The organism is Haloarcula sp. Atlit-120R, assembly GCF_003665885.1.
In the GTDB taxonomy this organism is placed as follows: domain Archaea; phylum Halobacteriota; class Halobacteria; order Halobacteriales; family Haloarculaceae; genus Haloarcula; species Haloarcula taiwanensis.
On the sequence record NZ_QPLN01000001.1, the window covers coordinates 931,772 to 945,949 of the forward strand.

Sequence of the window (14,178 nt, forward strand, 5' to 3'; positions counted from 1 at the left end):
GCTACACCGGGGCGAGCGGCGACACCGCCAGCGCGATACCGATGGCGAGCACCGGGTAGTCACGACGGTCGAAGGAAAGCGGCGGAAGCGTCGGGTTCCACGCGAAACAACGGGCCCGGAGGGCGACTGAGAGCCGGTCCGAGCGGTCGAGCGTGCGTTCCAGCGACCGGACAGCGAGCAGCCGAGCGCGGTCCCGTAACGGGCGGGCCTCGCCGCCACGAGCGTGTATGGCGTCCCGGACTTCCCGCACGTCAGCGAGCACCAGCGGGAACAACCGGACGACGAGCGCCATCCCGATGCCGAGAATCTGGCCGGGCTTGCCGGGAATCAGTCGCTGGACCGCCGCCCGGGTGTCCCGGACCGGCGTCGACGTGAGGTAGGCGGCGCTGACGAGCAACACCGGGAGAATACGCCCGACGTGCAACGCCGAGCGCAGCGCCGGGTCGACCCGAAACCACGGCGGGCCGAGCGCCACGCCAGCGATGAACGGGGCCAGCGCCAACACGAGAAGGACGACCCGATACGAGCGCAGGACGGCCAGTGGCGAGAGCTGGGCCGCCGCGAGCGTACACAGCGCGAACGCGGTCGTCCCGACGAGCCACGGGAGGGTGGGGTGCGAGACCGCGGCGATGGCGAGCCCGAACTGGACCAGCAGCTTCGACCGCGGGTCCAGCCGATGCGCAAACGTCGAGCCGGGTCGGTAGCTCAACATCGCGGGTCTCTGATGCCGAGGTCCGGGAGGCTGTCGAGCGCTTCGGCTGGCGGCACATCGAGAACGACCCGCCCCTCGTGTAACGCGACGAGGCGGTCGGCCCGCTCGTATAGGTCCCGGAGGTCGTGCGTGACAACGATGATACCCGTCCCATCGGCGGCCAGCGCGTCGAGGTGGTCCAGCACTGAGTCTCTGGCCGGCCAGTCTAACCCGACGAGCGGTTCGTCGAGCACAAGATAGTCCGGTTCCATGGCGAGTGCCCCGGCGATAGCGACGCGGGCCTGCTCGCCGCCCGAGAGAGCGTCGATGCGGCTCTCGGCGGCAGCACCGAGGTCGACAGCGTCGAGCGCCCTGTCGACCCGGCGGTCAATCTCTTCCCTGTCGAGCCCGAGGTTCTCCGGGCCGAAGGCCACGTCAGCCGCCACGGTCGCGGCGACAAACTGGTCGCGGGGATGCTGGAACACCATCCCGATACGCGTCCGGGCGACGACGGGGTCGTCCGTCACGTCGGTCCCGTCGACAGTGACCGCTCCGGCGTCGGGCGTCAGCAGCGCGTTGAAATGTCGGACGAGCGTCGTCTTGCCGCTCCCGTTCGGTCCGACGAGCAGACAGTACTGACCGTCGGGTATCGACAGCGTGAGCCCGTCGAGGACATCGACATCGCCGTACCGGTAGCGCAGGTCGCTGACCTCGATCATCGACCGGCGAGGTACCCGCCCTGCACGACGCCGACCGCGATACCGAGCTTCAGGAGGTCAAGCGGGATGTACGGAGCCATCACGGCCGCAGCGCGGGCGAACGGCAGCCCGGTGACCACCGCCAGCCACGGGACGCCGATAGCGTAGACGACAGCGACCGCCGCGGTGAGGGCGACGACCTGCACCGGGACAGAGAGATCAGCGACCGGTTTCGGTGCTATGCTCCGGTGTGCAATAGCGCCGGCGACGACCGCACCGACGAGGAAGCCGACGAGGAAGCCGCCGGTCCCCTGCCCGGCAATGACATAGCCCAGCCCCGCGTTCGCGTTCGAGAACACCGGTGCGCCGGCGATACCAACAAGGACGTACAACAGCAGGGCAACGCCGCCCCACAGCGGCCCCAGCAGGAGGCCGGCGAAGAACATTCCGAAGGGCTGCAGCGAGAACGGCGGCAGCGCCCCCGGAAGCGGGATCGATATCTGTGCAAGCGCTGCGGTTAGCGCCGCGAGCAGCACCGCCTTCGTGAACAAGCCCACAGTCTCGTCGTCGACGAGGTCGACGGATTGCTCTGTTGCCATGGGTCTCCCTCTCTCGTCAACCGAAATATAGCCAGTGGTTCACGGAACGCGCGACCGCGGCCGGCGTTCCAGTCACTCGGCCGGCGTGACGCGGGCGAGCACGTCGTCGCGCTCCCGCGGGAAGCCGTCGCCGGCCCGCCCGTCGCGGTTCGACGTGACGAGGTAGAGGCCGCCGTCAGGCCCCTGCTCAATATGGCGAATCCGACCGAGTTCGTCGGCCAGCAGAGAATGCGTGGTCGCGGTGTAGGCGTCGTCGGTCCAGTCGGCGTCATACACCTCAGCGTCGTCGCCCGGCGGCGGGTCCGCACCGTCTGGTGTCAACGTCGTTGCGAGGAGTTTCTGTCCCTTCAGGCCGCCGGTGAGCAGTCGGTTCCGCAGCGACGGCACGGCGTCGCCGGTGTAGAACAGCGAGCCGGAAGGTGCCCAGCCGCCGGCGTTGCCCGTGTTTGCGAGCGGCCGGCGGACCTCGGAGCCGGCGTCGGCGTACTCCTCGTGCTTGCGGGTGTCAGGCCAGCCGTAATAGCCTCCAGCCACGAGGCGGTTGAGTTCGTCCCGTCCGGTCGGACCGTGTTCGGAGGCGATGACGGTGCCGTCTGGGAGCCAGGCCAGCCCCTGTGGATTCCGGTGGCCGTATGTGAACACCCGCGGGTCCCCGCCGATATCAGGGTTCCCGGGTGCGGGGTCGCCCGCGGGCGTCACGCGGAGGACCTTCCCACCGAGCGAGTCGGTGTCCGCGGCCAGTTCGCCGTCGCCCGCGTCCCCCGTCGTAATCCAGAGATACTTTTCGGGGCCGAATGTGAGCCGACCGCCGTTGTGTATCTTGCTTCCGGGAATGCCATCGACGATGACGGACTCCGTGGCGGCCGGGTCTTCGGCCGACACGTCCATCGCGACGACCCGGTTGACTCGCTCGTCGTCGGTCATCGTCGTGTAGTAAACGTACACCACCGGCGGGTCGGGATACGTCGGGTGTGCGGCGACGCCGAGCGTCCCACCTTCGCCGCCCGTTACCCACCAGCCGTCGTCGCTCGATTCCGCGTCGATGACCGCTGCCGGTTCGGTGACCGTTCGGACGCTTCCGTCCACAAACGAGAGGACACGACCGACACGTTCGGTGAGAAACAGCGTTCCGTCGGCGGCAAAGGAGAGGTCCCATGGAATTTCGAGGTCCTCGATGAGTGGTTCCGTGGCGAGCGGCGTGTCTGTCGGCGACGTGGTCGGAACGGTCCAGTCGGTGTCGGGTGACTGGCCGCGCTCGTGGCTGAGAGAGACATCGTAGCGGTCCAGCGCGTGTGTCGGGCCTGCCGTCGTTGTGGCCGTCGGTGTCAGGTCCGACGACTCCGTCTGTGTCCCTGACTCACCGCGACAACCGGCCAGCACGGTCGCCCCGATACCGCCGAGTGCGGCGAGGCACTGGCGGCGGGAACGGGCGTCACAGCTGGACTGTCGCATAGATTTCTCTGCCAAGTATAGAAGAATAAAGATGTCGGAGACAGCCGAATTAGCGAGCGGCAGCCGCGACGCGTTCTTTCTCTTCTTTCTGGTTGACTGCGTAGGTCTGGACGTCGTCGTTAGCAGCACCGATGAGCTGCTGTGCGAGCGCCTCGGCGGCACTCGTGGTGGTCTTGAACGAGCCACCGTAGACGCCCTCGGCGAGGAACTTCAGGGCCTGGTCGACGCGGCGCTGTGGCGCGACATCGACGGCTTTCGGGACCGAGATACCACCGTATTTCAGGCGGACAGTCTCCTCTCGGGGAGCGCTGTTCTCGACCGCACTGACGAGCACCTGAATCGGGTTCTCGTCGGTGCGCTCGTGAACGAGTTCGAACGCCTCAGTGACGATGGATGTTGCAAGCTGTTTCTTGCCCGTATTTTCGTCGGTCTGCATCAGGCGGTTGATGAGCCGCTCGACGATGCTGATCTCGCTTTTCTTGAACTGCTTGTCCGCGTGGCGCCCCATCGTGTGGGCGATCGGCGTGACAGTGATGTAGCGCTCGGTCGAGGGGTCGGAGTACTCGATCTCCGTGATCTCCCACTCGCCGAACAGCTTCGCACGGGCCGTCTCTGGCTCGCTTTCCTCAGCCGCGTCAGCCTCGGGTGTATCTTCGGCACTCATGGTTATCGGACCGGTTTCTCCGCGTTCCCGCGAACGAGTTCAATGAGAGAGACGCCGTTGACTTTCTCGACCTTGTAGTTGACACCGGAGAGGTCGCCCATCGCGCGGCCCTTCGCCCCGCCGATACCCGCGATTGTGACCTCGTCGTGCTCGTCAATGAAAGAGATAGCGCCGTCACCGGGACAGAACGCGGTGACCTGCTTACCGTTCTTGATGAGCTGGACGCGGACACACTTCCGGATAGCGGAGTTAGGCTGCTTGGCCTCGATGCCGACTTTCTCCAGTACGATACCTCGTCCCTGGGGCGCACCCTCGAGCGGGTCGGACTTCTTGCCCAGGCCGCGTTCGCGACGCGCGTAGTCAGTGTCGGACCACCGGTGCTTCTGGCGGTCCTTCTTGAGCTTGCGCGCGGCGTACTTGCCGTTCGCCATAGTAGGCACTGGTACCTTTCGGAGGTACTTAAGACTCCTCTTTCGGACTCAGACGGTAGCGTCGGCGTGTGTGGCGTTCTGTGGCATAGACGGGGCAAGAAGGACGGTAAATAACGCGGCGAGAGCGCCACGGCAATGAGGAAGAAGCTGTCAGTGGGGTGTTTCGGTCGCGTCTGGCGGTCAACACAACACTCCCCCGCTCTCCGTGACATTGCCCCCGAATGATATTTCGCTTACACCATCGGTTACAGGTACTGGGGGACTGCAAAGAGTAGCGGGCGGCTACGCAGTCGTACAGCGAAGAGAAGACCTATCAGGGGCCACGACTCTCAGTGCCGGACTCCGTCAGACGATGAAATCGATCGCGCACACGCGGAATCAGGTGTGATAACTGGGCAGGTGGTTTCTAGTACCGCCGCTTGAGTTATTCACACAGACCTGCCGGAGTAGCTATGAAACTTGAACAACGTCTCCCAGATATCGTCCGACAAACGTATCTCCGGAAGTTGGCGCTTATCATTCTCTGTATCGCCCTGCTCGTTGCGGGCGTCAGCGTCACCGCGGAGCGGACGGTTGCAGACGAGCTGACAGAACAGCGTGAAAACGAACTCCAGACCGGGGCCGTCCAGACGGCTACGACAACAGCTGACTGGGTCCGTAGCCAGCGCAACGCCGCTCGAACCCTCTCAACGCTGTCTGACGTTCAGGAGGGAAGCCCGACGATGATCCGTGGCGCGTTACAGCGGCAAGCGTTCTACCAGCCGGAGTCAGTGTACGCCATCCACTACGTTAACGAAGAGACACTGGAGATCAAGGAATCGTCACTGAGCGACCGACGGGAGACGTCGCTCCAGACGGGCGACTTCGAGTGGGAGGGCGGGAGCCTCTCGGTCACCGGGTCGAACTCCGTCGATATGTCGAAAGTGTACACCTATGAGGGAGGGAAGTACATCGCCTTCGCAAGCCCAGTCGCCCGAAGCGACAAACTGGTCGTCGTGGTCCACAACGTGACTGCACGGACGGCCCAGTTCCGTAACTCAATCGAGGGCGGTGAGACACGGATCGTCCGACAGGACGGGACGGTCCAGTTCGCCGAGGACGCATCGACCATCGGCACCCAGTACAACGTCTCCGCCAACCTGACCGCACTCACAGCGGAAGATAGCGGCGTGGCCAGAAGCGGGTCGTACCTGATCGCCGCGGAGTCTGTCGATGACACGCCGTGGATCGTGATCAAGCAGGCCCCGAAATCGACCGCCTTCGCCCTCCGCGACAGTATTCAGGGGAGCTTCGTCGCCATCATCGGTGTGTCACTGGCCGGGTTCGCACTCATCGGCGTCCTCGTCGGTCGCGGGATCATGCAGTCGCTCAGGCGACTCTCGACACAGGCGGAAGCCCTCGCAGTGGGCAACTTCGACACCGACATCGAGCAGTCAGACCGCCTCGATGAGGTCGGCGATGTCCAGAACGCATTCTACGAGATGAAGACGTATCTCGATACCGTCGCCGCACAGGCTGACGCGCTCTCCAGACAGGCGTTCGACGACCCGGCGCTCGACAAGGACGTGCCCGGCCAGCTCGGTTCGTCGCTATCGAGCATGCACGGGAACCTCGAATCGTTCATCAGCGACCTCGAACAGGCCCAGCAGGAGGCCGAAGAGTCCAAGGCAGAGGCAGAAGAGATAGCAGAAACCCTCGAACAGCAGGCCGAGGAGTTCTCGGCCGTGATGCGGAAGGCGGCCGACGGCGACCTCACCCAGCGGCTCGACACCGACACTGACAACGACGCGATGGCCAACATCGCCACCGCGTTCAACGATATGCTCGCCCAGCTCGGCCAGACAGTCATGCGTATCCGTGAGTTTGCCGACGACGTCGACGGCTCCGCAGACCAGATCACCGCAAGCGCCACCGAGGTCCGGAGCGCCAGCGAAGAGGTCAGCGAATCCGTCCAGGAGATCGCCGACGGCGCGGAGACACAGTACGAGAACATCGAGGAGACGGTCGACGAGATGTCGGGCCTCTCCGCAACGGTCGAAGAGGTCGCAGCGCAGGCCGACGAGGTTGCGGCCACGTCGGATGAGGCCGCCGATATCGGCGAAACCGGCAGCGAGCGTGCTTCTGAGGCCATCGATGTGATGAACGACATCGAGACGCGAGCCGACGAAACAATCGACCGCGTCGAGTCACTCGACGAGGAGATGGAGCAGATCGGGGACATCGTCGACCTCATCGACGACATCGCAGAGCAGACGAACATGCTCGCGCTGAACGCCTCCATCGAGGCCGCCCGCGCCGGTGAGGCTGGTGAAGGGTTCGCCGTCGTCGCCGACGAGATCAAGGGTCTTGCGCAGGAGACAACTGAAGCCACCGAAGAAGTCTCGACGGTTATCGAAGACGTACAGGACACCACCGGTGACGCCGTGACCGACATCAGACAGATGGGTGATTCCGTCACTGACGGTATCGAGACTGTCGACGATGCCATCGAATCGCTTGAGGCCATCGTCGACCGGGTCGAGGAGGTAAACGACGGCATTCAGTCCATTAGCGACGCCACCGACGAACAGGCCGCGACGACGGAGGAAGTCGTCGCAATGACCGACGAGGTCGGGACAATCAGCGAGGAAACCGCTTCCAGCGCCGAGAACGTCGCCGCCGCCGCTGAGGAACAGACAGCGACGATCAACGAAGTGACTAGCGGTATCGAATCTCTGTCTGATCAGGCTGGCGACCTCAGCGAACTCCTGCAGACGTTCGATGTCGATAGCGGAACTACACACAGCGATACCGACGTGTACGAACACGACGCGCCAGACGCCTCAGCAGACGACGACTGAGTACGTAGTTATTTTATTCTGATACCTACAGTTCTGGTTCGACACTCTGCTCGAACCATTGATAGAGACTGTAACCATCAAAAAGGATACCGATGCCAGAGCCGAGATCCTGCCGCTGACTGAACCGGACAAGATAAAAGAGCGCAACTAGCCCCCCGCCGGTAAGCGAGTACGGCAGTGACGCGAGCAGTCCCTTGACGGGTATTGTGGCTAGCAGTAACACGAACAGCGCGAGAGTAGACGTGCCCTCGAGTGCGGACGGCGGATTCCCCAGAACGTGTGCGTGAGACAGGTAGATTCCGACGATAGTCAGTGGAGCGAGGAGGTTGCCACCGTCTGGACGCCGGAGCGAAGGCATAGCAGTCCGTTCACAGCCGACGAAAAAACAGTTTCTGCCAGTCACCGCATCGACTGTCCGGCTACTCGGGTCCACACCCCGTCCGAATCGCCCCGCTCAGGTCAGTTCGATGCCGTCGATGTCGAAGTGTCGCTTGGCCAGTTGCCGGGCGGCGTCGATGTTGCGCCCCTCGCGGCCGATTGCGGCCCCGCGGTCCTCCTGTGCCACTTCGACGTAGGCGACGGTGTCGTCGTTCTCGGAGACGGTGACGTTGTACACCGCGGCCGGTGCGAGCGCGTTGGCCACGAAGTCCTCGGCCGTCTCGGCGGCCTCGACGAGTTTCACCTCGCGGCCCAGACGCTCCTCGACGCGTTCGACCGTCTGACCGCCCGGGCCGATAGCGTCGGCCATCTCGCCGCGTTTGACCAGGTACACCACCTGGTCGTGCTCTTCGTCGACGACGCAATCCCGGACGGTGACGGCTGCCTCGTCCTCGAAGAGGGCGACCAGTCGACGTGCTTCGTCCGAGAGTTCGACCCGCATCAGTCCTGAGTCGTACCCATCCGGAGGTTGACATCACCGGTGCCGAGTTTGATCGGCTTCCCGACGATGACGTTCTCCGTGACGCCGTCGAGTTCGTCGACCTCGCCGTGGATGGCGGCGTCAAGCAGGTGGTTGACGGTGACCTCGAACGCTGCGCGGGCGAGCACGGAGTCTTTCGACCCGGAGATGCCGTGGCGGCCGATGGACTCGATGGTCCCCTCGTTAGTCATGATGTCGGCTACGAGCATCAGGTGCCGGACGTTCACGTCGTCCAGCCCCTGCTCTTCGAGCGTGTTCATCGTCTCGTTGATGAGCGTTTCACGGGCTGCTTCGACGCCGAGTTCCCGGTAAATCTCGTGAATGTTGTTACACGTGGTCCGGGAGGCGTCGACACCCTCGATGTCCAGCACTTCGCCGAAGTCCGACCCCTCGGTGTAGAGGACGAACTCCTCGCCGTTGTCGGTCTCCTCCTTGCGGATGACGACGCGGGTAATCTCCTCGATGCCCTTGAAGACGATCTCTCGAAGCTCCTCGACCAGCTGGAGCAGGTCGCGGTAGCTGGGTTCCTCCGGGCCGAACTCGATGACCGTCCCGACCTGCCGGGTCGAGACGCCGAGGTTCGACTCGATGGTTTCGGCGATTTCCTCGGCGATGGCGTCGGTGTCGTTGACCGTCGGCCACCGCTCCAGCAGCGTGTCCTCGTTGAGGTCTATCTCGACGAGCATGTCCGCGACGTTCGTCGAGATGTCTCCCAGCGCGAGGATGCGCGTCGCCTCTATCTTCCAGACGACCTCGTGGGCGCGCTCGCGGTCCTGGGCGTACTCCTCGTCCAGATGGACCGTCATCATCGGCGTGTCCGGCGTCTTCCGGGCGTCCACCAGCTCGATGAGCCGGGGTAGCCCCTGAGTCACGTCGATTTCGGCGACCCCCGCGTAGTGGAACGTGTTCATCGTCATCTGCGTTCCCGGTTCGCCGATGGACTGGGCCGAGACGGTTCCGACCGGGTCCAGCGGGTCGACGCGGGTGTCGAGATAGCGTGACTCGACGGCCTTGGCGATGCGGTCGGCGTCGTCGACGCCGACGCCGCGTTCCTCGATGGTGCTGTACACTTCGTCTTTCAGCCGTCGCGGCAGCTCGGTGTCCTCGACGACGGCCTCGATGTCTGCTGATACGTCGTGTGCTGTCATTGTTAGTCGTCACCCTCGGCCATCCACCAGTCGTCCGCGTGCTCCGAGAGGTTGGTCCGCTCGGTGCGGGTCCCGAGGAAGCTCTCTTTTTGCTTTTCGCTCTCGAACTCCTCGTCGAGGACGCTGTCGGCGATCTGCTCGACGTCGACGGCGGCCTCGTCCTGGTTCGAGGAGACGTCGACCGGCGACGTGCCGTCCTCGCCGAACTCGAACTGAACGATGGTGTCGCTTGTGTCCCGGACGGTGCCGTCGTACTGCGTCTCCAGTTCGGAGAGGGCGTTGATGAGCCGGCGCTGGAGGTACCCGGACTTGGAGGTCCGGACGGCCGTGTCGACCAGCCCCTCGCGGCCACCCATCGCGTGGAAGAAGAACTCCTTGGGGCCGAGGCCGGAGCGGTAGGAGGCCTCCACGAAGCCGTGGGCGTCCGCCGACAGGTCGTTCTCCTCGAAGTGCGAGAGGGTGCGGTTCTCGTACCCGCGGTTGATCCGCTCGCCGCGGACTGCCTGCTGGCCGACACAGCCGGCCATCTGGGTCAGGTTCAGCATCGACCCACGCGCACCGGACTCGGCCATGATGACGGCCGGGTTGTCCTCGCCGAAGTGGTCCTCGGCGATGTCACCGGCGGAGTCACGCGCCTTGCCCAGCGTCTGCATGATTTTCATCTCCAGCGTCTCGTCGACGGTCCGGCCGGGCAGGGATTCGAGTTCGCCCCGTTCGTAGGTCTCGATGAGTTCCTCGACGCGGTCGTAGGCGCTGTCGATGGCGTCGTTGATCTGCTCTTCCGCTTCCCGCGGGATGGACTCGTCGTCGATGCTGATGGAGAACCCGAAGTGCATGATAGAGCGCATCGCCAGCGCCGAGACCTCGTTGACGAGAATCCGGGCGCGGGTCCGGGAGTACTCCTTGGCGATAGTGTCGACGATTTCACCGCCGAAGGCCCCGACGGCGTCCTCGTCGATGGTGCCGCCGGTCATCTGGCCGTCCTCGACGCGGACGGTGTCGCCGGCCGAGGACGTGAACTCCAGATTCAGGTCGTCGGGCAGCAGTTCCGAGAACAGCGAGCGGCCGGTCCAGTACTCCTCGCCGTCCTCGTCGACGCCGTCCGGCTCGGGCAGTTCGTCGATTCGGGTCGCACGCAGGAGGTCGAGCGCCTGCGTCTCGTTGAACTTCGGATTGGTGTGGGTCAGCAGGTACGTCCCGCTGATGTGGTCCTGAATCGCGCCGATGATGTTCTCGCCGAAGCGCGGCGAGAGCATCTGTTCCTGCACGCGCATGAGGACCCGGGCCTCCGCGCGGGCCTCCTCGTTTTGCAGGGCGTGCATATTCATCTCGTCGCCGTCGAAGTCAGCATTGTACGGCGGGCAGACCGTCGTGTTCAGCCGGAACGTCTTGTACGGCATCACGACGACCTCGTGGGCCATGATGGACATCCGGTGCAGCGACGGCTGGCGGTTGAAGATAATGATGTCGCCGTCGACCAGGTGGCGGGACACTTCCCACTCGGGTTCGACCTTCTCGGCCAGTTCCTCGCAGTTCTTCTCGGTCACCTTCAGCCGGCGGCCGTCGGGCCGCTTGACGTAGTTCGCGCCGGGGTGGGCTTCCGGCCCGTTGGAGACGTAGCGACGGGCCTCTTCGAGGTTGCGCTCGGTGACGTTCATCGTCTGGGTCATCTCCTTTGCGACCCGATCCGGGACGCCGACCTCATTGAGCGAGAGCGTCGGGTCCGGCGAGATGACGGTACGAGCGGAGAAGTTCACGCGCTTCCCGGACAGCGAGCCGCGGAAGCGGCCCTCCTTGCCCTTCAGGCGCTGGGAGAGCGTCTTGAGCGGCCGGCCGGAGCGGTGTCGCGCCGGCGGCGTGCCCGAGATCTCGTTGTCCATGAAGGTGGTGACGTGGTACTGCAGCAGTTCCCAGAGGTCCTCGATAATCAGCTGTGGCGCACCCGCCTCGCGGTTCTCCATGAACCGCTGATTGATGCGGATGATGTCCACGAGCTTGTGCGTGAGGTCGTCCTCGGAGCGCTGGCCGTTGTCCAGCGTAATCGAGGGCCGAGCGGTGACCGGCGGCACCGGCAGCACCGTCAGAATCATCCACTCGGGCCGTGAACGGGCCGGTTTCATCCCCAGCACTTCGATGTCCTCGTCCGGGATGTCCTCGAACCAGTCCCGGATGTCGCTGGGCATGAGCTTGTTCATGTCCTCCTCAGTCAGGTCGACCGACAGCGCCTTCTCTAGGGCGCGGCGGTCCTCCTGGCGCGGGCGGAACTCGCCGCTGAGAATCTCCTGGACGCGGCTGCTGTCGATGCCGGTCTCCTCGGATAGTTCGACGGGCGAGATCGGCTCCTCGGCCTCCTCCATCGCGGCGGCGATTCGCTCGGGGTAGTCCGAGGCCAGCACGTCCTGGACCTCGTAGTAGGTGGTCGGCTTCTCGTGTTTGATGTCGTACTGCTTCTCGCCACAGAACGGACAGCGGTCCTTCTTGCGGGCCTGCCGGATGGCGGCCTTGGTCACGTCGTTGAGGTCGCGGCCGAGGTCCTGGGTCCGTGTCAGTCGGTCGGCGAACTCGTCGCGCTCGTGCTCGTCGAGACAGAGCCGAGAGCACTCCCGGCAGGTCCCGCGCAGGAGCCGGCGGATGAGCTTCGCGAAGCCGACGTGGATGACCGGCGCGGCGAGTTCGATGTGGCCGAAGTGACCGTTACACGACCCGCTGTGTTTCCCGCAGGTCTTGCACTCCAGTCCGGGGTCGATGACGCCCAGTCGCGGGTCCATCAGCCCCATGTCGATGGGGAAGCCGTCGTCGTCGTACGTGTCGGCCGTAATCACTTTTGTGGCCGACATCTCGCGGTACTCCTCCGGGTCCATCAGCCCGAAACTGAGCTGACCGATTTCCTGTGGTGTCTGTTGTGAACTCATACTGCGTCCTCCAGTTCGATCCGCGGGGCGATTCCGAGCGCCTTCATCTCGTCAAGCAGGAGCTTGAACGCGTAGGACATCTCGACCTCGTGGATGTCGGTCTCCTCCTCGCAGTTCGGACAGTAGATACGCCGCTGTTCGACGTTCTCGACGGCCGTCATCCCACACTGCCCGCAGACGTTTATCCACTCGCGGTCGGACTCATCGAGCAGTCGCTCCTTGAGCGCCATCGCCGCGCCGTGCCCGATGAGCACGTCCCGCTCCATCTCACCCACACGGAGGCCACCCTCGCGGGCGCGCCCCTCGGTAGGCTGGCGGGTGAGCACCTGCACCGGCCCGCGCGAGCGGGCGTGCAGTTTGTTCGACACCATGTGGTACAGCTTCTGGTAGAAAATGTCGCCGACGAAGATTTCCGCGTCGATTTTCTCGCCGGTGACGCCGGAGTACATCGTCTCCTTGCCCGACGAATCGAAGCCGTGCTCTTCGAGCGAGCCACGCAGTTCCTCCTCGTCCTCGCCCGTGAAGGCGGTGCCGTCGACGCGCCGGCCTTCGAGCGCGCCGACCTTCCCGCCAATCATCTCCAGAATGTGGCCGACAGTCATCCGCGACGGCAGCGCGTGCGGATTGATGATGAGGTCCGGGACGACGCCCTCCTCAGTGAACGGCATGTCCTCCTGGGGGGCGATGTGGCCGACGACGCCCTTCTGGCCGTGGCGGCTGGCGAACTTGTCCCCGAGTTCGGGGATGCGCTCGTCACGCACCGAGACCTTCGAGAGCTTCGAGCCGTCCTCGCCTTCCATCAGCGTGACCGTGTCCACGACGCCGGATTCGCCCGAGCGCATCGTCACGCTCGTCTCGCGGCGCTTCTGGGGGGAGAGTCCGCCCATGTCGTCCGGTTCTTCGAGGAACCGCGGCGGACTGGTCTTGCCCAGCAGGACGGCGTTCTCGCCGACCTTCGTCTCGGGGTTGACGAGGCCGTCGTCGTCGAGGTGCGTGTACGCTTCCTCGCCGCGTGCGCCACGGACCTCGTCGTCGGGAATCTCGAAGCGGTCCTCCTGACCGCCGGGGTAGCGCCGTTCCTCGCCCTCGTAGGTGCGGAAGAAGTGCGAGCGGGCGAGCGCGCGGTCGACCGACCCCTGGTTCATCACGAGGGCGTCCTCGATGTTGAAGCCTTCATAACTCATGACGGCGACGACGAAGTTCTGTGCCGCGGGGCGGTCGTCGTAGCCGATCTGTTCGGTGGTCTGGGTCTTGACCATCGACAGCTGCGGGTAGTGCAGCAGGTGCTGGCGCGTGTCCGGGCGGATGCGGTAGTTCGCCGACGGCAGGCCCAGCGACTGCTTTATCATCCCCGACCCCATCGTAATCCGGGGCGAGGCGTTGTGTTCGGGGTACGGAATCATCCCCGCACCGATACCGAACATCAGCTGCGGGTCGACTTCCAGGTGCGTGTGCTTCTCCGTGAGTTCGTCCTCGTCGACGCCGACGAGGATGTCCTCCTCTTCCTCGGCGTCGATGAACTCGACGAGGCCGCGCTCGACGAGTTCCTCGAATTCGAGCTCGCCCTCTTTGACCTGCTCGACCTCCTCGTCGGTCATCAGCGGTTCGCCGTCCTCGACGACCAGTAGCGGGCGTCGGGCACGGCCGGCGTCGGCGTTGATGATGACTTCCCCGGTCCGGTTCTTGACCGAGACGTTGACCATCTGGGAGACGTCCCCCCGCCGTCGCGCCTGTCGTACCTGTTCTGCGAGCTGTTCCGGGTCGGGGTGTGTGCCGACCAGACTACCGTTTACGTATACTTTGGCTTCGCGTCCCTGACTCATG

12 protein-coding genes are annotated in these 14,178 nt (G+C 64.5%); 1 reads left to right on the forward strand and 11 read right to left on the reverse strand.

The features are described 5' to 3' along the window. Window position 1: 1 nt before the first annotated feature. The 6 genes from DVK01_RS04840 to DVK01_RS04865 all read right to left on the reverse strand — a co-directional run bounded on the left by DVK01_RS04840 (window position 2) and on the right by DVK01_RS04865 (window position 4,535). Window positions 2-712: an energy-coupling factor transporter transmembrane protein EcfT gene (locus tag DVK01_RS04840; RefSeq protein WP_101351167.1), complete on the reverse strand. Its 711-nt coding sequence runs from the start codon at window positions 710-712 to the stop codon at window positions 2-4. Further along, window positions 706-1,410, reverse strand: coding sequence for an energy-coupling factor ABC transporter ATP-binding protein (locus DVK01_RS04845; protein WP_101351168.1), 705 nt, complete (start codon window positions 1,408-1,410; stop codon window positions 706-708). Before DVK01_RS04845 ends, DVK01_RS04840 begins: the two co-directional genes overlap by 7 nt. Beyond that, a complete protein-coding gene (locus DVK01_RS04850; RefSeq protein WP_101351169.1) occupies window positions 1,407-1,988 on the reverse strand; it encodes a biotin transporter BioY in 582 nt (193 codons plus the stop codon). The genes DVK01_RS04845 and DVK01_RS04850 overlap by 4 nt, the downstream gene beginning before the upstream one ends. Window positions 1,989-2,060: 72 nt before the next feature. Further along, entirely contained in the window at window positions 2,061-3,440 is a 1,380-nt protein-coding gene (locus DVK01_RS04855; protein WP_121535657.1) for a PQQ-dependent sugar dehydrogenase, read from the reverse strand. 49 nt (window positions 3,441-3,489) lie between these two features. Next, complete coding sequence (locus DVK01_RS04860) at window positions 3,490-4,104, reverse strand: 30S ribosomal protein S7 (RefSeq protein WP_101351171.1); 615 nt, start codon at window positions 4,102-4,104, stop codon at window positions 3,490-3,492. 2 nt (window positions 4,105-4,106) lie between these two features. Continuing rightward, the gene (locus tag DVK01_RS04865; protein WP_004515440.1) at window positions 4,107-4,535 is read right to left on the reverse strand and encodes a 30S ribosomal protein S12; all 429 of its coding nucleotides are present in this window, start codon (window positions 4,533-4,535) and stop codon (window positions 4,107-4,109) included. A 452-nt stretch (window positions 4,536-4,987) separates the two neighbouring features. Here DVK01_RS04865 and DVK01_RS04870 point away from each other — a divergent pair, with 452 nt between their 5' ends. Further along, complete coding sequence (locus DVK01_RS04870) at window positions 4,988-7,375, forward strand: methyl-accepting chemotaxis protein (protein WP_121535660.1); 2,388 nt, start codon at window positions 4,988-4,990, stop codon at window positions 7,373-7,375. 25 nt (window positions 7,376-7,400) lie between these two features. Here the strand turns inward: DVK01_RS04870 and DVK01_RS04875 are convergent, their stop codons facing one another. The 5 genes from DVK01_RS04875 to rpoB form a co-directional block, all read right to left on the reverse strand. Beyond that, the gene (locus tag DVK01_RS04875) at window positions 7,401-7,733 is read right to left on the reverse strand and encodes a hypothetical protein (RefSeq protein ID WP_121535663.1); all 333 of its coding nucleotides are present in this window, start codon (window positions 7,731-7,733) and stop codon (window positions 7,401-7,403) included. Window positions 7,734-7,829: 96 nt separating this feature from the next. Next, window positions 7,830-8,255: a NusA-like transcription termination signal-binding factor gene (locus DVK01_RS04880; RefSeq protein WP_101351174.1), complete on the reverse strand. Its 426-nt coding sequence runs from the start codon at window positions 8,253-8,255 to the stop codon at window positions 7,830-7,832. After that, a complete protein-coding gene (gene rpoA2 / locus DVK01_RS04885; RefSeq protein ID WP_101351175.1) occupies window positions 8,255-9,442 on the reverse strand; it encodes a DNA-directed RNA polymerase subunit A'' in 1,188 nt (395 codons plus the stop codon). The genes DVK01_RS04880 and rpoA2 overlap by 1 nt, the downstream gene beginning before the upstream one ends. A 2-nt stretch (window positions 9,443-9,444) precedes the next feature. Next, window positions 9,445-12,354: a DNA-directed RNA polymerase subunit A' gene (locus DVK01_RS04890; RefSeq protein WP_121511808.1), complete on the reverse strand. Its 2,910-nt coding sequence runs from the start codon at window positions 12,352-12,354 to the stop codon at window positions 9,445-9,447. Beyond that, on the reverse strand, window positions 12,351-14,177 hold the full coding sequence (gene rpoB / locus DVK01_RS04895; RefSeq protein WP_008307505.1) for a DNA-directed RNA polymerase subunit B: 1,827 nt from the start codon (window positions 14,175-14,177) through the stop codon (window positions 12,351-12,353). The genes DVK01_RS04890 and rpoB overlap by 4 nt, the downstream gene beginning before the upstream one ends. Window position 14,178 lies beyond the last annotated feature (1 nt).

What these genes read in the sequence shown, in the direction of transcription:
- rpoB (WP_008307505.1), bottom strand. Translation starts at nt 14,177, where the DNA reads ATGAGTCAGGGACGCGAAGCCAAAGTATACGTAAACGGTAGTCTGGTC.
- DVK01_RS04845 (WP_101351168.1), bottom strand. Translation starts at nt 1,410, where the DNA reads ATGATCGAGGTCAGCGACCTGCGCTACCGGTACGGCGATGTCGATGTC.
- DVK01_RS04850 (WP_101351169.1), bottom strand. Translation starts at nt 1,988, where the DNA reads ATGGCAACAGAGCAATCCGTCGACCTCGTCGACGACGAGACTGTGGGC.
- DVK01_RS04890 (WP_121511808.1), bottom strand. Translation starts at nt 12,354, where the DNA reads ATGAGTTCACAACAGACACCACAGGAAATCGGTCAGCTCAGTTTCGGG.
- DVK01_RS04860 (WP_101351171.1), bottom strand. Translation starts at nt 4,104, where the DNA reads ATGAGTGCCGAAGATACACCCGAGGCTGACGCGGCTGAGGAAAGCGAG.
- rpoA2 (WP_101351175.1), bottom strand. Translation starts at nt 9,442, where the DNA reads ATGACAGCACACGACGTATCAGCAGACATCGAGGCCGTCGTCGAGGAC.
- DVK01_RS04880 (WP_101351174.1), bottom strand. Translation starts at nt 8,255, where the DNA reads ATGCGGGTCGAACTCTCGGACGAAGCACGTCGACTGGTCGCCCTCTTC.
- DVK01_RS04855 (WP_121535657.1), bottom strand. Translation starts at nt 3,440, where the DNA reads ATGCGACAGTCCAGCTGTGACGCCCGTTCCCGCCGCCAGTGCCTCGCC.
- DVK01_RS04865 (WP_004515440.1), bottom strand. Translation starts at nt 4,535, where the DNA reads ATGGCGAACGGCAAGTACGCCGCGCGCAAGCTCAAGAAGGACCGCCAG.
- DVK01_RS04875 (WP_121535663.1), bottom strand. Translation starts at nt 7,733, where the DNA reads ATGCCTTCGCTCCGGCGTCCAGACGGTGGCAACCTCCTCGCTCCACTG.
- DVK01_RS04870 (WP_121535660.1), top strand. Translation starts at nt 4,988, where the DNA reads ATGAAACTTGAACAACGTCTCCCAGATATCGTCCGACAAACGTATCTC.
- DVK01_RS04840 (WP_101351167.1), bottom strand. Translation starts at nt 712, where the DNA reads ATGTTGAGCTACCGACCCGGCTCGACGTTTGCGCATCGGCTGGACCCG.